Raw genomic sequence first — 18,003 nt, forward strand, 5'->3', positions numbered from 1 at the left:
GCAATTCCGGGAAAGGACGGTTCTCCGTCCGCAATTGCTTAGCTCCGCAGCCCCGGCGCCTCCTGCCCCGTGCGCTCGACATATTCGGTATAGCCGCCGCCATAGGTGTGGATGCCTTCGGGCGTCAGCTCCAGCACGCGGTTCGACAGTGCCGCTAGAAAATGCCGGTCGTGCGAGACGAACAGCATGGTGCCTTCGTACTGCGAAAGCGCCGTGATCAGCATTTCCTTGGTGGCGATGTCGAGATGGTTGGTCGGCTCGTCCAGCACCAGCAGATTGGGCGGATCGAACAGCATCAGCGCCATCACCAGCCGCGCCTTTTCGCCGCCTGAGAGCACCCGGCACCTCTTCTCGATCTCGTCGCCGGAAAAGCCGAAACAGCCGGCGAGTGCCCGAAGCGGCGCCTGGCCGGCCTGCGGAAACGCATCTTCCAGCGTCTGGAACACGGTGCGCTCGCCTTCCAGCACTTCCATGGCGTGCTGGGCGAAATAGCCCATCTTGACGCTCGGACCGCGCGCCACCGTGCCGGTGTCCGGCTCGGAAGCGCCGGCGACCAGCTTCAAGAGCGTCGACTTGCCGGCGCCATTGACGCCCATGATGCACCAGCGCTCGCGGCGGCGGACCTGGAAGTCCAGCCCCTCATAGATGGAGCGGCTGCCATAACCCTTGTGCACATTCTTCAGCGTGACGACATCCTCGCCGCAGCGCGGTGCCGGCAAGAAATCAAAGGAAACAGTCTGGCGGCGCTTGGGCGGCTCGACGCGGTCGATCTTGTCCAGCTTCTTCACCCGGCTCTGCACCTGCGCGGCATGCGAGGCACGCGCCTTGAAGCGCTCGATGAAGGCGATCTCCTTGGCCAGCATCGCCTGCTGGCGCTCGAACTGCGCCTGCTGCTGCTTGTCGGCGATCGCCCGCTGCTGCTGGTAGAATTCGTAGTTCCCCGAGTAAGCGGTCAGCGAACCGCCATCGATCTCGACCACCTTGTTGACGATGCGGTTCATGAACTCGCGGTCGTGCGAGGTCATCAGCAATGCGCCGTCATAGTTCTTCAGGAAGGATTCCAGCCAGATCAGGCTTTCCAGGTCGAGATGGTTGCTCGGCTCGTCGAGCAACATGGCGTCGGGCCGCATGAGCAGAATACGTGCCAGCGCCACACGCATCTTCCAACCACCGGACAGCTTGCCGACATCGCCATCCATCATCTCCTGGGAGAAGCCGAGACCGTCGAGCACTTCCCGCGCGCGGCCGTCCAGCGCATAGCCGTCGAGCTCCTCGAAGCGGTGCTGCGCCTCGCCATATTTTTCGATGATCTCGTCCATCTGGTCGGCCTGGTCGGGATCGGCCATGGCCGCCTCGAGCGCTGCCATTTCAGCCGCGACTTCGGACACCGGCCCGGCGCCGTTCATCACTTCCGCGACCGCGCTGTGGCCTTCCATGTCGCCGACATCCTGGCTGAAATAGCCGATGGTGACGCCGCGATCGACCTGCACCTGGCCCTCGTCGGGCTGCTCCTGGCCGGTGATCATGCGAAACAGCGTCGTCTTGCCGGCGCCGTTGGGGCCGACGAGGCCGACCTTCTCGCCCTTCTGCAGGGCGGCCGACGCCTCGATGAAGACAAGCTGACGGCCGTTCTGCTTGCTGATGCTTTCAAGTCTGATCATGCGGTTTCCGGGGCTGCGCCTGCGATAAAAGGATTTGCCCGGCGCCTTACGCGAAGGATGGTCGCAAAGGAAGAGGCGCAAGCGCCGCAGCAGCGGAACGCTCTTCCTTCCCCCCTTGTGGGGGAAGGTGGATTGGCGCGCAGCGCCGAGACGGATGAGGGGTGTTTCAGCGGAATGAGGCGTTGGCGTTCCCTGGAACACCCCTCATCCGACCTCGCTTCGCAGGCCACCTTCTCCCACGGGAGAAGGGAAAACCCCGCCAGACACACTCCGGAAACAACATTCAACACTCCGGAAAAACTGGCGAAAACATCGCCTGTCATAAGCATCCTCGCGGCGGCCGAAGCGGGCTGCGGCACAACGCAAAGCGATGGTCCCGAAACATGCAACGACGTTCGACCGGATGGATTGGTGCCCTGACGGGCATTTCGCTCGCCATGCTTGCGGTCGCACAGCCGGGTGCGGAAGCAGCGGTCACCCGGAGCGAATATTGCAGCCGGCTCGGTCTTCAACTCGACGGTGCCATTCAAACGAAAGCCTACCCAGGGGCCAATGCGGGCGAGATCGCCGAGGCAACCGCGCTCCAGGACAAGGCGAACCGGTTTTGTGCCGAGCGCAAGCAGGCACAAGGCATCCGGACCTTCGCCAACGCCCTGAAGCTTCTTGGAGTGACACCGGTCGACCTGAACCAGTGATATCTGCCTTTGAAACCCATCAAGCACGCCAAGGCTGCTTGATCGCCCCTCTTTCCTGACTTCCTCCCGGGAAAAGGCCGCCACTCGCAAAAGCGAGGGCGGTTTTTTCTTGGCTGCGCAATCCCGAAGGGAATGCGCGGTTGATACCTGTCAAAACCGCATAAAACCCGACACTTATTGCAATTCGGCGATTCAGATACTGAAGCGCTTAATGCGACGCCAAGTGCTGTCCACGGCAGCCCTTCGCCATGGCGAAAAAACCGGTCGGCCATCGTCCGGAAGGACGATGCCGCGCACATCCTGTGCCAGCGGGCGTCCTCACTTCATCGAATGCCCGGCGCAGGAATCGGGTGGCGGGTGGTGGGGCCGCATGCGAAACGCTAGCCCCTCGCCGCAGAAGGATGGGCCATGCTTACGCTCCACGACTATTTGCCATCGCAGAATGGCTGGAAAGTTCGGGTCCTGCTCGGGCTGCTCGACATCTCCTATGACAGTCGCCTTGTCTCGATTTTCGAGGGCAAGAGCCGCGCCGACGCCTTCCTTGCGCTCAACCCGGCCGGTGCGGTGCCTGTGCTTCAGCTCGAAAACGGCAGCGCCATCGCCGAATCCAATGCGATCCTCACCTACCTCGCCGAAGGAACGCGCTTTCTGCCGGCGGACCGCTATCGGCGCGCCAAGGTCATGCAGTGGCTGTTCTTCGAACAATACAATGTCGAGCCGGTCATCGGCTCGCTGCGCTTCTGGACCTTGACCGGACGGCTCGATCGCAACCAGGCCATGGTTGCTGGCAAACGCGAAGCGGGAGCCCGCACACTCGCCGCGATCAACCGCAGCCTGGCGGATACCCCGTTTCTCGTCGGAAACGACCTCACGATCGCCGATATCGCCGTCTATGCCTACAGCCATCGCGCCGAGGATTGCGATTTCTCGCTGCCGGACTACCCGGCTTTCGCCGCGTGGGCTGGCCGCGTGCGCGATGCCATCGGTCCCGGCTATCCCGTGCACCCCTACAGCATCGATCCGCATTCCGGCGCCTGAGGGGCTTACTTCCTGCCCTGCGGATGGATCGTCTCGCCGCGCTTCAGCATCGCGACGAAGGTCTCGATCTTCTTCTTGCGGCCGGCCTCGGTCTTCATGTTGTGGGTGCGGAAGGCGAGCGCGAAGCGGTTCTGCGCGCTGAGTTTTTCCAGCATCGCCTTCGCCGCCGGCTCGGCGTCGATCGCGGCCTGCAAATCATCGGGGATTTTCATCTCCTTGCCGCTGCCATAGGCGCGCGCCCAGCGCCCGTCGGCCTTGGCCGCGTCGACCTGTTTGAGCCCATGCTCGGTCATGCGGCCCTCCTCGACCAGCCGCGCGACATTGTCGATGTTGATCTGGCTCCAGATGCTCTTCCTGCCGCGCGGCGTGTAGCGCTGCAGAAAGCTCTTGTCGTCCAGCCCCTTGCGCACCGCATCGATCCAGCCGAAGCACAACACCACGTCGATGGCTGCCTTGGGCGTGATCGATTTCAGCCCAGAAGCCACCTTGTGCACCTTGATCCAGACTTCGGTTTCCGTGGCGTGGTGCTTGCCGAGCCAGGCGTAGAAGCTGGCCGGATCCGGAAACTCGTGCACCTTGTCGGGATCGACCTTGACCGGCGCCATCAGCCGGCCTGCCCGTTCAGTATCGCTCGCGCCGCCATATCCCCTGCTCTCACTGTCGTCTTGCCTCCGGCATCGTGCCCATCGTCATCGGCCAGCATGTGGTACAGATCGCTGTCAGTTTCCGTCAGCAGTAATACGCGCTGCCACAGGCCAACGGAACTCACCAGCGCGCCACTTCGTCCGGGGGGAAGGCGCGCGATATTCCCCCGCCGTGCTATAGGACCGCAAGGTGTCAGGCTGGGGGAATATGCCACCATGAAATCTCTGTTGCTCGCCTTTATACCTTTGCTGCTGCCGACCCTTGCCCTTGCCGAGCCGATCGAAACCCGGAAAATCATCACGGCGGTGACCGGCGACTTCAACGGCGACGACGCCGTCGATCTTGCCATGGTGGTGGAGACCGAGCCCGGCCATCCGATGGACGTCCACTTCTTCCTCAGGGACAAGGAGCACAATTACCTCAAGCCCGTTGAAATCGTGCACGAGCAGATCCTCGGCGAATGGAACAACTACGACCGCCCGGGCTACGAGAACTCCGACACCGAGCCGGAACTGACGATGCTGCCCAACGGCTCGATCAAATTCTACCAGCCGGCGATGCCGGTCGGCAGCGAACGGACCGACATGACGCTGACCATCGCCTGGCGCAACGGTGCCTTCATCGTCGCCGGCTTTGCCTATGACCATTATGACTATATGAAGGAAAATGCCGAAAGCGCCTGCGAGTACAATGTGCTGACCGGCAAAGGCACCAGCAGCGAAAAGCAGCCGGACGGCAGCACGAAGCACAAGACCGTCTCGGTCGAAGGCCGGACCATCGCCTTCAAGGACTGGAGCCCGGGCACCACCTTCGCGGCTTGCGGCGAGTAAGCGTCAAAACGCCGGATGCAACGGAACGCCCTGGCTGACGCGCCTACTGTAGCTGCGGCTTTTTCAGAAAACTGCCGCGGTCGGCCGATTTGACGCGCAGCCAGGTTTCGCGGCCGTCGCGCAGCACCCGCATCGGAATCTCGGCGCCCGCCGAGCCGCTCTCCCACAGCTTGCGGTAGAAATCGGCCAGCCCGTCGACCGCGCCGTCGCGGATATCGGAGATGATGTCGCCCTGGCGCAGGCCGGCCTTCGCCGCCGGGCCGCCTTCGGTCACGCTCATCACCACCACCCTGCCGTCGCTTTCGGCAGACAAGGCGCCCAGCCACGGGCGCGGCGGCTTGGCCACCTGGCCGCGCGTCAGGAGATCGTCGAGAATGGGTGGCAACAGATCGATCGGCACCACCATGTTGATATCGGCGACTTCGCCGTTGCGGCTCATCTGCAGGCGCAGCGACCCGATGCCGAGCAGCGAGCCGTCGGCACCGAACAGCCCGGCGCCGCCCCAGGACGGGTGTGCCGGCGCAATGAAGATCGCCTCGTCGAGCAGATACTCCCAGTAGCCGGCGAATTCCTGCTTGGTGACGATCCTGGCCTGCACCGACTGGCCAATGCCGTCGGCCAGCACCACGGGGTCGCCGATCCTGGCCTTGCCGGCATCGCCCAGCGCCACCGCCGGCAGGCCGAGCGGCGCCAACGCCTGCACCAGGCCGAAGCCCGATTCCTGGTCATAGGCCAGCGCGTGCGCGGGAACGACGCGGCCATCGTGGCTGGTCAGCCAAACCTCTTCCGCCTCGGTGATGAGATAGCCGATGGTCAGCACCAGCCCGTCATTGCGGATGACGACGCCGCTGCCTTCCCGGAGCGTGCCAAGCGCCCCGGCCGTAAAGGCATCTTCGGGTACAGTGGCCCGCACGGCAACGACCGAGCGCGGATTGGGATTGATGGTCATGCTTTTGTCCTGGGTGGGCTTTGGTGACATCTTCTATAGGTATGCCACGAAGGAGAAGGCGCAAGGGGTGGAGTTCTTCCTTCTCCGCTTGTGGGAGAAGGCAGGAACCTCACCGATATCGACAATAGTTCAACGCAAGTTGAACTTCCTCGTTTGCAGCCCTAATTGTAGGTGGATCTGCCACACCCGTTCCCGTCCCATCCTTCCCCCGCCACACGAGGCCCCGAGATGACCGACTACACCCCGCCGAAAGTATGGACCTGGAACAAGCCGAGTGGCGGCGCCTTTGCCAGCATCAACCGACCGATCGCCGGCCCGACGCATGACAAGGAACTGCCCGTCGGCAAGCACCCGCTGCAGCTCTATTCGCTGGCGACGCCGAATGGCGTCAAGGTGACGGTCATGCTGGAGGAGCTTCTGGCACGCGGCCATAAGGGCGCCGAATACGATGCCTGGCTGATCAGGATCAACGATGGCGACCAGTTCGGCAGCGGCTTCGTCGAGGTCAATCCCAACTCCAAGATTCCGGCCCTGATGGACCGCAGCGGCAAGACGCCGGTGCGCATCTTCGAATCCGGTTCGATCCTGGTCTATCTCGCCGAAAAATTCGGCGAATTCCTGCCTACCGAACAGCCGGCACGCGCCGAAGTGCTGTCCTGGCTGTTCTGGCAGATGGGCTCGGCGCCGTATCTGGGCGGCGGCTTCGGCCATTTCTACGCCTATGCGCCGGAAAAGTTCGAATATGCCATCGACCGCTTCGCCATGGAGGTGAAGCGCCAGATGGACGTGCTCGACCGTCGGCTGGCCGAGACTGAATATCTCGGCGGCAAGGACTACTCCATTGCCGACATGGCGGTGTGGCCTTGGTATGGCGGGCTGGCGCTCGGCCGCATGTACAATGATTCCGCCGAGTTCCTGTCGGTGCGGGAGTACAAGAATGTGCAGCGTTGGGCGAAGGCTATCGACGCACGCCCGGCGGTCAAGCGCGGCCGCATGGTCAACCGCGCCTTCGGCGAGCCTGCCCTGCAGCTGCACGAGCGCCACGACGCCAGCGACTTCGACACGAACACGCAGGACAAGCTGGCGGCCGAGTGAAATGAACGGTTAGGGCGCCGACCTCCCTCCCCTGTGGGGGAGGTTGACCGCTTCAACCCGCTCGCCTCTTCTCGACGGCCGACATCCACAGCCCGTCGATGTCGGCAAGAAACATCTCGTCGATCTCGTCGAGATGGTTCCAGTACATGCCGTCCTCGTAGAAATAGCCGAGGTCCCTCTCGATCTCCTCGGCCTTTTCGGCTTTGTCGAGCCGGATGTTGCCAAGAATGTCCGCCTTCATGTCGGCAATCCGCGTGAGCGAAAGGCTGCCAAGCTCGTCGAAGGCGAGCCTGGGAAAGACCAGTCGGCTGCGCGGCAGGTCGGACAGATTGATGCACAGGCAGCCATGCTTCAGCGCCTGGACAAGCAGGCGCGCCGACTTGGCCTCGAGGTTGCGCAGGGTGACGTCATCGCGCAACGGATCGGGACGGCCGATGCCGTAGAAATGCGTTTTGTCCGGCCGGTCATAGATCATGTCGCAGCCCAGGAATGCCAGCACATCGGGCTTCTGGCTGTGAATGGTCCAATAGGCAGCGGTCAGCGCCATCGTGGCGCCGGCATAGACGAAGCCACCGAAGGCGTTCTGCGCCGGAACATACTGCGTGGCGCTGAATATCCGAGCCTGTCGCAAGGTCGCGTCGTGGGGCAGCCGGTCCGACGGGAAATCGCCGGCATGGACGAGGAAATCCCAGTCGGGGCGCACCCGCCAGGCATTGTTGATGGCGACGATCCGGCTGAACGCCTGCTTCGGCCAGGGCTCGCAGCGCACCGCGTCGGGCGCACTGCCAAGCAGAAGCAGGATGCGCGGTGCATCATCGCGAACAGTCTCGATGGGCGGGATGGTCATCGAAGGACTTCCAGGTCTCGGTCGAAAGGCCGGCTGCGCATGCGATGCAAGCATCGATATGTCGGCTTGCGAACGTTTCGCACGACTGTAACCCTGCACCCAGGCGGACGACTTTGCCAGCCCGATGCATACGGCCGATCGCGCAGGCCGGGGCGCTTGATGCTCCCGGCCGCGCTGCCGCACATGGTCAACCGCGCCTTCGGCGCGCCTGCCTTGCCGCCGCATGAGCGCCACGACGCCGGCGATTTCGAGACGAAGACGCAGGGACGGCTGGCCGCTGAATAGGCCACGGCAAAGCCGGCCTCAAAAAGAAAGCCCGCCACCGACGCGGTGTCGGGGCGGGCTTTTCCCAAGGCAAGCCTGGCGTGGCGCGGGCACCCCCGCGTCAAGCCTCAATCAGTTCAGGACTTCGACGATCTGATGGGTCTCGGGATCGACCAGGACAGTCTGGTCATTGATGACGGCGACGCGGTACTTGACGTTGGGCACTTCGCGCAGTTGGACCGTATCCGGCACTGGCGAGCCGAGCTTGAGCTCAACGCCCAGAAGGTTCACCGACGCCAGCGGCTCCTTCTTGATGTATTCGCGAACGATGGTTCTCTGCTCTGGCTGGACGACGATGACATCTTGCGCCAGCGCCGCACCAATGCCGCTCATCAGGACAACCGCGGCCGCCGCACTCGTAAGATAAAGTTTCATGACAATCTCCATAGGGCTATCTGAAAATCCGCCCTGCATGAAAACTCCATCGCTGCCGTGAGGTTCCATCTCGAATTTCCAAATACATAAATAAATAAAATTGGCGGGACGTCGACGCATATTATTGTCGTTCTTCGGCGGAAAGCCCAAGATATTTCAAAATTTTTCTGGATGATTTGCAGATAAATTGTGAATCCGGGTGATTTCGGATTTATAAAATCACCTGGACCCGGCGGGGCTATGTCCCAACTAGAAAACCCACCTCGGTGCGAGACGATGGTCGCAAACGCGGCACATCGGCTTCGCCCGCCATCTCAATCGAGGGCAGCGGTCGATTTGCTGCAACATCTTAGGATTGGCTAACGTAGAGAGCGCAATGTCGTTCCCGCCAGGAAAAAGGCTCGCCCTGCCGGGAGCAGAGCGAGCCTTGAACGGCGCCGGCGGAGGTGGCAGCCTCACCGGTCACGCCAGGAAAAACGCGGGTGTCTGGGCTTGGTTCCAACCTTTGACGTCTTATGCACCGACGCAGCCTCGAAACCTGCCACGGATGTAACCATGTCGCCACGATGACGTTGCGCCGAAAATCTCCAGCAAGAATCTGCCGATGGCTCCCCCGCCCCTCAGTGACCAAGCATCTTTTCACCTTGATGTTCGCCGTTTGCCGGGCTTGCCTGGCGCACGCGCGAATGGGTGGGCTGCGGGAGCGCCATTCCTGATCGATCCCGTTTCGTCGAACCGGAGTGCCCGGCCTCAAAACCAGACACCGTCGCGATGCAGGGGCGGGACAGCGTCGACTGGGTCCTGGCTCGTTGCGGCATGGTGCGCACGCCCAAAGATCAGCCTCACGACGAGCACGAAGTAGCCGACCTGCAGAACAAGCAGCGTCACGATCGTCCAGGCAAATGCCTCCCAGAAAGAACCGGTGGCCATATAGGTCCAGACCGCGACAATGACGGCCGTGGCTGACATCCCCACAAGAAACTGTCCAAAATACATCGTTGCCCAAAATCGTCGAAACCGCCCGGTTCCAACGACTCCCTGCCCAAATTCCCGTTACCCGCGGACAACGTTCCATTATTTTAGCAACTTCGCAACATGCGATCGCCCGCCGGTACCGCGCTCTCGAAATTTGTTGCGCGCCGGCCTGGTCGGGAGCAATTTGATGCTCACGGACTGGGGTAGCGAAGAAAACAAGTCCGGGGGATTGGGAATGACGCTCAAACTGATCGGGGCCGGTTTCGGCCGCACCGGCACGTGGTCGACCTTTGCCGCGCTGAACAGGCTCGGCCTGCCTTCCTACCACATGCAGGAAGTGATCATGAACAAGGCCAACAAGGGCCATCTCGATTTCTGGCGCAAGGTCGCCAACAGCCCGGCGGGCAGCCAGCACGACTGGAACCGTGTGTTCGCCAACTATACGGCCACCGTCGACAATCCCGGCTGCTGCGTGTGGAAAGAATTGATGGCCGCCTACCCCGACGCCAAGGTGTTGCTGACGCTCCACCCGCGCGGCGCCGAAGCCTGGTATGAAAGCACCATCGACACGATCTATTTCACCGAGACTGTCTGGCAGTTCAAGATCCTGGAATGGCTGACGCCCTTCGGCCGGAAATTCGGGGACATGTCGAGCAAGCTGGTGTGGGGCCGCACGCTGAAAGGCGTGATGGACGACCGCGCCAAGGCAGTGGCGCGCTACAACGCCTACATCGAGGAGGTGAAGGCAGCGGTGCCGCCGCAAAAACTGCTGGTCTACAAAGTGACAGAAGGCTGGGACCCGCTTTGCGAGTTCCTCGGCGTGGCACTGCCCAACGAACCCTTCCCCAACCTCAACGACCGCGAAACAATCAAGAAGATCATCCGCGACATCATCAAGGGCTCCTACATCATGCTGGGGCTGGCGATCACGGCGGTAGTGGCCGTGGTTGCGGCGCTGTGGTGGTGGCTGGGCTAGAGCAATTCCAGGAAAAGCGCAAAGCGCTTTCCCTTGGGAATTGCGTCAAAACAGAAAGATAGAACGGTTCAACGTTTCAGTGAAACGATGAACCGCTCTGACCTCCAAAGCCGTCGGCAATCCAGAACCAGTCTTGCCCGGCGGGCACGGGAACAAACGCCGGCACCCCGAGTTTCGCCTCCAGTCTTTTCAAGTTGGAGGCCAGCATGGCACTGCGCAGCAAACCACGCACCGATACAGAAGATAGTGCCCCGCAAGCTGATGGCCCGACCATCGAGCAGCAGGATTGGGACGCGGTCAAAGGTGGCCAGATCCTGCCCGACTCCGTGCCGGAAAACGGCGACATGCGCTACGGCATCGAGAAGGATGGCGACCTGCCCGAGGAAGACGACGACAACGCCTACCAGGACAGCGACGACGCCCTGCCCGACGACGAGGAAGAAGCCGCCATCAAGCGCCACCCGACCCGCGAGGGCCGGTTCGACGAGACGTGAGCCGCTCCTCACCCGAACGGCCTGTTGTCGAACTTGCCAAAGCCACACTTTCCATGCCCGTTTTGCGGGCGAAGGCGCTTGGCCGGCTAAGTTTTTTGCCCGCGCATTATATCAGGTTTGACTAAAATAGCGGAACATCCAATGGACATTGCCTGAACCGAACAAGGCCCCTTGGACCTTTTGCCTCCGGTAGCTAAGACCTTGGTCCTACAAGAAAAAGCAGAAGCCCGATTTGACCGATTGAAGCGCCCGACACGGGAACATCCGGCTCCGAATGTCGTTTGTCGCAAAGGCTCCGGCATAACGACAGCCGGCACCCAATCTGGAGAACAGGCAATGCCCCATCGATCCACCATCATCAAAACGGGCCACGGCCCGGGCACGGCGGTCGCCGTGCTCATGGTTGGATTGATGGCTGTCGGCATCGTGTTCCTCGTTCTGGGCAGCTCGCTCTATTTCAGCGAGCAGCCGTCGGATCAACGCGCGCTATCTTCGCCACCCGCCCGATCGATTCAGGCGACGGATGACAGCGCGGCAAACTGAACGAGCCTGCCCCCGCGGCGGAACATTCAGCCGCCTTCTTACGGCCCTTGTCGCAAATCTCCGTCGTGTCACCACAGCGGTCGTCATGCTGGGTTGATGGCGGCCGGAGTTGTCGGCTTTGACGCTCTCGACAGCCTCTTATCCACCGGCAAGGTTTGATGCCGCTTGCATTAACATTAGACATGTCGAATATAACAATCAGCCGGCGACCGCCAGAAGTCGGCCGGCCCGGCGTTCCTCCCTTTGCACTGGGCCGCCGGGACCACCTTTCTCATGCCGTTTACCCCTCTCGCGCCGGGCGATGCGGCACGGCACCAGCGCGCCAGCATCGGCACGCAACTTCAGCCTTTGGCAATCAGCCCTCGGCCCGGCAGTCCGAAGAGGATGCGGCTGCCGGGCCGGTCGTGCTGATCCAATCGCCAGGACGTGTGGGCTAGCTGCTAAAATCGAAGGATGATCGAAGGACCACGTCTGCGATAGCACCGGACGCGACGGCGACCATGTCGCCAATAACTACGGCAGACCCGTCTCCAACCCCGCCGGCGGCGGCGGCGGCGGGGGTGGTGCCAGTCCCGATGGTAAACTTGCTGCACTTCTGCCTGCGGATCTCCGTCGAAGGACTCGGGTTGTGGTGCGTCAAGTTCATCAAGGATGCCGTTTCCGGCGCCTGGAACCCCGGCCATTGTGTCGACTGGCCGAAGTGTAACTGCAAGAGCTGCTGCCCCTGCAACGCCAAACATCGCAGTCAAGAAGGATCGCCGATCCATAATAAACCTCCCAAGGTTGCTTGAGCTGAACAAAGCGCCCCGCCTGCCGAATGAGCAGGCGCAGCGCACGGTGAAAATTAAGGACTCGCCAGCCGCCGTAGCGGCTCGCGAATCCTATCAGCGCAGGAAGGGACGTAGCTGCGCCGATCCACGACATATCAGCCAAGCACTATTCCCATCACCAGAAAGGTGACGGCTGTTGCGAAAATCGGTGCGAGCAACCATCGCGCTTGGCCAACACTCTTATCCATCTGTTTTCTCAACTTTTCCGAGAGAGAACAGCCTTGAGTAGCAGGCCGTTCCCGACTGCTGCCCTCGGTAAGACCAATGCGTTTTGAGGCCAGACCTAAGTCCCACGCCCCGCCCGACCGAAGCCCCAGCCGAGGAACATTTTTATTTCGCTTAAGTTCAACTGCCGTCAGCGTTTGGACGATCTTGTCATGTGCTGACCTCACAAGGAGAACGACATGAGAATGCATCTTACGGGCGCCGCCGCGGCGCTGTCGCTGTTGGCCAGTGTCGGCGCTGTCGCCGCTCAGGATGTTATCATTCAGCCTGAACAGGACACGGTCATCCGCGAGTATGTGAAGAAGCAGCCTCTCGCTTCGGTGAAGATTCCCGGTGTGGAGCTGAATGTCGGAACGGCGCTGCCGGACACGGTCGAGCTTCATGAGGTTCCCGACGTCAAATACCGCTATGTGGTGGTCGACAACCGCACCGTTCTGGTCGATCCGGGCACCCGCAAAATCGTGAAGGTCTACGACTGAAACTTCGAACCGGCCTAAACCCGCCGCCAGTCTGGCGGCGGGTTTATCCATGCCAGCTCCAGCCAGTACGAGTGCGTTGAAGCTGTGACGTCACCGGCCTTGGGACTTCGCGTGGCTGATCTCCAAGCCAGGATGCGCGAGGCGCGAATAACGGATGCCGAAATGAAAACCTTTCAGAAGGTTGCGGCCATCATGGAAGACCGTCACGGCCGGATCGATAGCGACGACCTGGTTGCCGCATCGTTCCTTGCGGACCCCCGCAAACGCTTTGAGTGACGTGCCCGACAACTAGCAGATTGTTGATACCCCGCGCCCAGGCGGCCAGGGTCGCCGAGATCCGGGCGCCGAATCTGTACTTTAGCCTCGGGCTATTCCGCTTTCGCGGAAGTTTCGACCGGTGCGCAATATGCAATGCTGCTAATGCGGCGGTACGAGCCGCCCTGGTTGACGCGGGCGCCCGAGCCATCCCAACAATGCGCCCCCCCGTCCGCGTCGACCACGGCAGCCGCTTGGCGCTGTCATCCGATAGTCCTGAGTCGGCAGTGCCGGACAATGCAGCCATCGCGCGAAGCGACAGCCTGCCGTGACCTTCGTTGCCGCTTCAGCCGCCGACCAGCGCCTTCGTCGTCACCAAAGTGACGCCGGCTTCGGCGAATTCACCATTGTGCCTGATGATGACCTGCTCGGCGCTCTCGCTGGCATTGTCCAGCGTGCTGTGGGCATCGGATACCACGGTCACGCCGAGCCCTCTGGCGATCGCGCCCTTGACGGTTGCCGCCAGGCAAAAATCGGTCTGTGCGCCCAGCAGCACGACAGCACCCGCGCCCTGCCTGGCAACCCAGTCGCCAAAGGCCGGATTGCTGAAGGCATCGCGCACGGATTTGGCAAAAGTCGGCTCGTCCGCTGCCTGGCCAAGTGCGGGCCATACCGGCCAGCCGTGTTCACCCGGCGCCAGCGGATCGCCTTCGGGTCCGTCATGCCTGACAAAAAGCGACCTTGCGTCCGCCGCGCCGCGCCCAGTCGATCACCGCCCTGGCGCGCTCGACGATGCCCGACGCATCATGGATCGGCGGCTCGTGCATACCGTCGAACATGCCGGTCTGGAGATCGATGACAATGAGCGGCGCGTTGTCTGGGAGGCTGCGAGCTGACATGGTTTTTACATAGCACGGCGGGCAAGGTGATCAAGGTACGTTTGATGCGGTCATCGCCGCCCCTCACGGCACTCTTGCCAACCCGACAAAAGCCAGCAACGGGCCGATGTCATGCTGGTCGGCGGCCTTGAGGGCGGCGATATAGGCCGCTCGCCTTTCGTTCATTTTCTGCAGGTCGGAACCGGCGGTCCAGTCTATCTGATCGACGCCGTACACCTTCTCCAGCACGGTATCGGCCAGGATGCGGGCATGGCGTCCGTTGCCATTCGCAAACGGATGGATGAGCACGATCCGGTGGTGAAGCCGCACCGCTGCTTCCATGGGCGCATATGTACCTTGATCCACCCAGTAGAGTGCATCGTCCAGAACAGCGCGCAATTGCACCTCGATCTGCACGGGATCGACGCCGATATTCTTGCCGGTCGTCCTGAAGGTTCCGGCCCAGTTCCACACCTCGCCAAACAATTGCCGGTGAAGCTCGATGACAAAACCGTTGGTGAGAACATCTTTCCTGCGTGTCCGCGAAAGCCAAAGCAGGCCGGACGTGATGTTGGCCTGCTCCAATTCGTCAAGCTCGGCCTGGGTCGTGATGTGTCTGTGCTTCAGTCCGCCAAGCTCATTGGGGTCAAGCGGCGTCGCGCCTTCGGGATAATCGGGCGCTATCGTCATTTGTCCTGCCAGAAATCGGGCGGCATGTCATGGATCAGCTCGTTGGTCAGGCGGATCACCTCCTGACCATTCCGGCTGCCGGTCACGGCCTGGTCTTCCAACGCCATATGTTTGCCGGCCGTCGCGACGATCGCCTCTGCCCGTTTCCGCGCCTGTGCAAGGATGACTTTTTCGATCGTGTCGGGCGGCACGAACGCGTAGACGAACCGGCACCCCATCGCTTCCGCGGTCGCCTGCATCGACTTTAGCGTTATGCCGCCTTCGAGTTCGGCCTGCTCCGCCTGGGCAATACGGGCGCGGGTCACGCCCATCCGCCTTGCAAGCTGGGCACCGGACATGCCGAGCGCCTTTCGCACAGTTCTTATCCAGCCCTCCGAAGGAACCTGGATGGTGACGCCCTGGGCGAGATCCACCACGGCCTGATAATGTTGGCGAACCACCTGTTTGACGCTCATTGTAAATCCATATATTGACAAATTCAGTCATTATGTAAATTCATATGTATACAAATGTTGGCATGGCGTCAATATATATGTTGACTCCATGGGCAAAACCTGGGACTCGTCCGGCTTGGTTGGCACATGTCGCGTCTCTGCCATCATCGCGCCGGGATTCAGGAGAGACCACGATGAAGAAGACTTACGACAAGCCGACCTTCGTCAGGAAGGGCAAGCTTTCAGCCGTCACGGCAAACGGCCCGAGCAGCGCCACGATATAGTCCGGCGCACCTTTGGCCGGATCGCGCGGCACTGGAGCAATTCCGGGAAAAGCATCGAAGGTTTCGATCAGGAACTGCGTAAAACAAAGAATTGCAGGGCGAGCGCCTTGCCGTTCAGCCTTGGATGTATTGCGGTTTTGCCGATTTCAGCTTGGATATTGACAGATGGCCGCAGTCTGGCATCATCGAACCGGGATTTTAGGAGAGTCTGACATGAAAAAGACCTATGCCAAGCCGACGTTTTTGAAAAAAGGGCGTCTTTCAGCGATCACGGCGGGAAACGGCGCCTCGATTATTCTGCCGGGCTGACCGTAAGCGCAACCTGATTGCAGCGGGGCGAAATTTCGTCCCGTCTTAGTGCGCCCCAATCTCAGCGCGCCAGGACCAGATCGTCCAGGACCATTTGCCAATAGTGTTTCGTCGACAGGCGAACACGCGTCACCGCTTTGAGCATCGGGGCGTAGTGCAGCGGCGTGAGCGCCGACAATGTGACCTGATCGCTTGAGATCAGTTGCTCGCCAAGCCAGCTTTCGATCAGCGCCACCTCTCCTTCCGACTTCAGCCAGGCAGCGCTCAGCATGACCGAGTGAAAGCCGAACGGCTGTTCACAGCTGAATTCGGCCGGCAGCCCGCTGCTGGTGTAGACCAGATGGTCGCCGGAGACATTTCCATTGACATAGCCCTGGCTGTCCTTGGTGTAGTCGCGCGCCATCGCATTCAGGTTGCGCCACGCCAACCCGGCATGGCCGGACGGAATCTTCCTGAAAGTGCGCGACGTCACATCGTCGAAATCGATCGTTTCCAGGGCGGCGTCGGTCGCGATGCAAGCGATTTGCGGCGACAGCAGGCCGAGATCGGTCGGATAGGGCGACAGCGCCAGCCGCCGCTCAAGGCCTTCGCCACTGACGAGAACCGTGTCGGCGTCATCGGCTAGATCGGCGCTGAAGGCGGCGCCTGGCGCCAGCGGCCGCGTCTCCAGGACGTGTCCGTTCCTCATCACCGAGAGGATTGCGGATCCGTCACCGCCTACGCGCCCGGCGAGGCGACGCGGCGGCGCCAGACCGACCGGCTGCAGCATCTCGTGCGACACCAGCCCGGCAGGCGAACCTGGCACCGACAGGAGGTGCCGGGACTGGGTGTCGTTTTCGCTCTTCGCCTGCCAGCCGGGCGGCACCGAAACCACAAAGCGCCAGTTGCCCGGCACGCGGATCACTGCCTTCCTGCGTTTCACCGACATCGGGAAATTGGCAAAGCCGGCATTGTTGGTCCGCACTGATGCGACGAACTTGCCGGCCTCGTCATACAGCCGCACCATGATGCCGGCCATCGGCCGGTCGCCAACGCCGTATTTGCCGTCGCGATCGACGTCGAAATAGACGAAGGACGAATAGTTCAAGGTGCCGCCGCTGTCGCTCCAATCGCTGCGAACGGCATAGTCATTCGCCGGATTGGCCCGCCCCCTGCGGCGACTACGCCTCCGCCACTGCAGCCAGAACAGGGCGGCAGCCACCGCAAGGACCACGATTGCTCGGACAGGATCTCGACAGGGCCGAAGTCAGGCATGGGGCCTCGATCCAAAGGTCTTGTTGGAGTTCATGGGCAATGCGGCTGCGTTGGCGCGATTTGCAGCAGACTAGCTTGCGACATCGCCGCTGCACAGATGAGGCCGGTGGCAAAGGGAGACCGCCGCCGCAAGTGGCTCGAAGCCCTACTTCAACTCCACCCACACCGGCGCATGGTCGCTGGCGCCGTCCTCGCCGCGCACGTCGCGGTCGATGCCGGCGGCGGTCAGGCGCCGTGCCAGTTTCTTCGACAGCAAGATGTGGTCAAGCCGAAGCCCGGCGTTGCGCGGCCAGCGGTTGCGGCGATAATCCCAGAAGGTGTAGAGCGTCTCCTTCGGATGCTTTTTGCGAAGCGCATCTGTCCAGCCCTGCTCGAGCAACGCGGCGAAGGAAGCCCGGCTTTCCGGCTGCACCAGCGCGTTGTCGTCATAGGAACGGGTGGGATAGATGTCGCGCGGCTCGGGCACGATGTTGTAGTCGCCGGCCAGCACCACCGGCAGGCCGGTGTCGAGCAGCTGTTCGGAATGCCCCCCCAGCCGCTCGTGCCAGGCGAGCTTGTAGGCGAATTTCGGACCGGGCTGCGGGTTGCCGTTCGGCGCATAGAGGCAAGCGATGACAATGCCATTCACCGCCGCCTCGATATAGCGGCTCTGCCTGTCGGCTTCATCGCCGGGCAGGACATCGCGGGTCAGCACCGGTTCCGAACCCCGCGCCAGGATGGCAACGCCGTTCCAGGTCGGCTCGCCCTTCCACACCGCGCCATAGCCGGCCGCCGCGAGGACCGAGCACGGAAACTGCATGTCGCGCGCCTTCAACTCCTGCAGGCAGACGACATCGGGTTTTGCGACAGCGAGCCACGCCAGCAGGTTTTCGAGGCGACTGTTGATGTTGTTTATGTTGAAGGAGGCGATTTTCATCG

At 61.8% G+C, this 18,003-nt stretch carries 23 protein-coding genes and 1 pseudogene; 12 read left to right on the top strand and 12 right to left on the bottom strand.

Annotated features, from left to right (window positions below):
• Positions 1–38: 38 nt before the first annotated feature.
• Positions 39–1,661, bottom strand: coding sequence for an ABC-F family ATP-binding cassette domain-containing protein (locus ACFOJ9_RS22250; protein WP_378981330.1), 1,623 nt, complete (start codon positions 1,659–1,661; stop codon positions 39–41).
• Between the two features lie 383 nt (positions 1,662–2,044).
• Between ACFOJ9_RS22250 and ACFOJ9_RS22255 the strand changes: the two genes are divergently transcribed.
• Together ACFOJ9_RS22255 and ACFOJ9_RS22260 are read left to right on the top strand one after the other, a co-directional pair.
• On the top strand, positions 2,045–2,356 hold the full coding sequence (locus tag ACFOJ9_RS22255; protein ID WP_378981332.1) for a hypothetical protein: 312 nt from the start codon (positions 2,045–2,047) through the stop codon (positions 2,354–2,356).
• A gap of 408 nt (positions 2,357–2,764) precedes the next feature.
• Positions 2,765–3,394 (top strand): glutathione S-transferase family protein, encoded by a 630-nt coding sequence (locus ACFOJ9_RS22260; protein ID WP_378981334.1) that lies wholly within the window; start codon positions 2,765–2,767, stop codon positions 3,392–3,394.
• A 5-nt stretch (positions 3,395–3,399) separates the two neighbouring features.
• Here ACFOJ9_RS22260 and ACFOJ9_RS22265 read toward each other — a convergent pair whose 3' ends face one another.
• Entirely contained in the window at positions 3,400–3,999 is a 600-nt protein-coding gene (locus tag ACFOJ9_RS22265; RefSeq protein WP_378981336.1) for a YdeI/OmpD-associated family protein, read from the bottom strand.
• Between the two features lie 255 nt (positions 4,000–4,254).
• Between ACFOJ9_RS22265 and ACFOJ9_RS22270 the strand changes: the two genes are divergently transcribed.
• On the top strand, positions 4,255–4,869 hold the full coding sequence (locus tag ACFOJ9_RS22270) for a hypothetical protein (protein WP_378981338.1): 615 nt from the start codon (positions 4,255–4,257) through the stop codon (positions 4,867–4,869).
• 43 nt (positions 4,870–4,912) lie between these two features.
• On the opposite strand, the gene ACFOJ9_RS22275 is transcribed toward ACFOJ9_RS22270, so the two are convergent.
• On the bottom strand, positions 4,913–5,818 hold the full coding sequence (locus ACFOJ9_RS22275; protein ID WP_378981340.1) for a S1C family serine protease: 906 nt from the start codon (positions 5,816–5,818) through the stop codon (positions 4,913–4,915).
• 228 nt (positions 5,819–6,046) lie between these two features.
• Here ACFOJ9_RS22275 and yghU point away from each other — a divergent pair, with 228 nt between their 5' ends.
• Positions 6,047–6,913, top strand: a complete 867-nt coding sequence (gene yghU, locus ACFOJ9_RS22280) for a glutathione-dependent disulfide-bond oxidoreductase (RefSeq protein ID WP_378981342.1) — start codon at positions 6,047–6,049, stop codon at positions 6,911–6,913.
• Between the two features lie 52 nt (positions 6,914–6,965).
• On the opposite strand, the gene ACFOJ9_RS22285 is transcribed toward yghU, so the two are convergent.
• Entirely contained in the window at positions 6,966–7,760 is a 795-nt protein-coding gene (locus tag ACFOJ9_RS22285) for a hypothetical protein (protein WP_378981344.1), read from the bottom strand.
• A 183-nt stretch (positions 7,761–7,943) separates the two neighbouring features.
• On the opposite strand from ACFOJ9_RS22285, the pseudogene ACFOJ9_RS22290 reads away from it, so the two are divergent.
• Positions 7,944–8,045: pseudogene (locus ACFOJ9_RS22290) on the top strand (glutathione-dependent disulfide-bond oxidoreductase); the annotation flags it as partial.
• Positions 8,046–8,156: 111 nt separating this feature from the next.
• Here ACFOJ9_RS22290 and ACFOJ9_RS22295 read toward each other — a convergent pair.
• Positions 8,157–8,459, bottom strand: coding sequence for a DUF1236 domain-containing protein (locus tag ACFOJ9_RS22295; RefSeq protein WP_378981346.1), 303 nt, complete (start codon positions 8,457–8,459; stop codon positions 8,157–8,159).
• A gap of 750 nt (positions 8,460–9,209) precedes the next feature.
• On the bottom strand, positions 9,210–9,428 hold the full coding sequence (locus ACFOJ9_RS22300) for an exopolysaccharide production repressor protein (protein ID WP_378981348.1): 219 nt from the start codon (positions 9,426–9,428) through the stop codon (positions 9,210–9,212).
• Between the two features lie 241 nt (positions 9,429–9,669).
• On the opposite strand from ACFOJ9_RS22300, the gene ACFOJ9_RS22305 reads away from it, so the two are divergent.
• The 5 genes from ACFOJ9_RS22305 to ACFOJ9_RS22325 all read left to right on the top strand — a co-directional run bounded on the left by ACFOJ9_RS22305 (position 9,670) and on the right by ACFOJ9_RS22325 (position 13,257).
• The gene (locus ACFOJ9_RS22305) at positions 9,670–10,410 is read left to right on the top strand and encodes a sulfotransferase family protein (protein ID WP_378981350.1); all 741 of its coding nucleotides are present in this window, start codon (positions 9,670–9,672) and stop codon (positions 10,408–10,410) included.
• Positions 10,411–10,616: 206 nt separating this feature from the next.
• Positions 10,617–10,904 carry a hypothetical protein gene (locus ACFOJ9_RS22310; protein WP_378981352.1) on the top strand — a complete coding sequence of 96 codons (288 nt, stop codon included), beginning with the start codon at positions 10,617–10,619 and terminating at the stop codon, positions 10,902–10,904.
• A 336-nt stretch (positions 10,905–11,240) separates the two neighbouring features.
• Entirely contained in the window at positions 11,241–11,447 is a 207-nt protein-coding gene (locus ACFOJ9_RS22315) for a hypothetical protein (RefSeq protein WP_378981354.1), read from the top strand.
• Between the two features lie 1,234 nt (positions 11,448–12,681).
• Positions 12,682–12,981 (top strand): DUF1236 domain-containing protein, encoded by a 300-nt coding sequence (locus ACFOJ9_RS22320; protein WP_378981356.1) that lies wholly within the window; start codon positions 12,682–12,684, stop codon positions 12,979–12,981.
• A 45-nt stretch (positions 12,982–13,026) separates the two neighbouring features.
• Positions 13,027–13,257 carry a hypothetical protein gene (locus ACFOJ9_RS22325; RefSeq protein WP_378987963.1) on the top strand — a complete coding sequence of 77 codons (231 nt, stop codon included), beginning with the start codon at positions 13,027–13,029 and terminating at the stop codon, positions 13,255–13,257.
• Between the two features lie 325 nt (positions 13,258–13,582).
• On the opposite strand, the gene ACFOJ9_RS22330 is transcribed toward ACFOJ9_RS22325, so the two are convergent.
• The 4 genes from ACFOJ9_RS22330 to ACFOJ9_RS22345 all read right to left on the bottom strand — a co-directional run bounded on the left by ACFOJ9_RS22330 (position 13,583) and on the right by ACFOJ9_RS22345 (position 15,259).
• Positions 13,583–13,936, bottom strand: a complete 354-nt coding sequence (locus tag ACFOJ9_RS22330; RefSeq protein WP_378987966.1) for an isochorismatase family protein — start codon at positions 13,934–13,936, stop codon at positions 13,583–13,585.
• Positions 13,937–13,955: 19 nt separating this feature from the next.
• A complete protein-coding gene (locus tag ACFOJ9_RS22335; RefSeq protein ID WP_378981358.1) occupies positions 13,956–14,135 on the bottom strand; it encodes a hypothetical protein in 180 nt (59 codons plus the stop codon).
• 63 nt (positions 14,136–14,198) lie between these two features.
• The gene (locus ACFOJ9_RS22340; protein WP_378981360.1) at positions 14,199–14,804 is read right to left on the bottom strand and encodes a mobile mystery protein B; all 606 of its coding nucleotides are present in this window, start codon (positions 14,802–14,804) and stop codon (positions 14,199–14,201) included.
• Positions 14,801–15,259, bottom strand: a complete 459-nt coding sequence (locus ACFOJ9_RS22345) for a mobile mystery protein A (protein WP_378981362.1) — start codon at positions 15,257–15,259, stop codon at positions 14,801–14,803. Before ACFOJ9_RS22345 ends, ACFOJ9_RS22340 begins: the two co-directional genes overlap by 4 nt.
• Positions 15,260–15,432: 173 nt before the next feature.
• On the opposite strand from ACFOJ9_RS22345, the gene ACFOJ9_RS22350 reads away from it, so the two are divergent.
• Together ACFOJ9_RS22350 and ACFOJ9_RS22355 are read left to right on the top strand one after the other, a co-directional pair.
• The gene (locus tag ACFOJ9_RS22350) at positions 15,433–15,522 is read left to right on the top strand and encodes a putative RiPP precursor (RefSeq protein WP_378981364.1); all 90 of its coding nucleotides are present in this window, start codon (positions 15,433–15,435) and stop codon (positions 15,520–15,522) included.
• A gap of 213 nt (positions 15,523–15,735) precedes the next feature.
• Positions 15,736–15,831 (top strand): putative RiPP precursor, encoded by a 96-nt coding sequence (locus ACFOJ9_RS22355; protein ID WP_378981366.1) that lies wholly within the window; start codon positions 15,736–15,738, stop codon positions 15,829–15,831.
• A gap of 61 nt (positions 15,832–15,892) precedes the next feature.
• On the opposite strand, the gene ACFOJ9_RS22360 is transcribed toward ACFOJ9_RS22355, so the two are convergent.
• Both ACFOJ9_RS22360 and ACFOJ9_RS22365 read right to left on the bottom strand, forming a co-directional pair.
• Positions 15,893–17,044, bottom strand: a complete 1,152-nt coding sequence (locus ACFOJ9_RS22360) for a hypothetical protein (protein WP_378981368.1) — start codon at positions 17,042–17,044, stop codon at positions 15,893–15,895.
• A 186-nt stretch (positions 17,045–17,230) separates the two neighbouring features.
• A complete protein-coding gene (locus tag ACFOJ9_RS22365; protein WP_378981370.1) occupies positions 17,231–18,001 on the bottom strand; it encodes an exodeoxyribonuclease III in 771 nt (256 codons plus the stop codon).
• Positions 18,002–18,003: the final 2 nt, after the last annotated feature.

Origin of the sequence: Mesorhizobium cantuariense, assembly GCF_042647205.1 — a bacterium.
Lineage (GTDB): Bacteria > Pseudomonadota > Alphaproteobacteria > Rhizobiales > Rhizobiaceae > Mesorhizobium > Mesorhizobium cantuariense.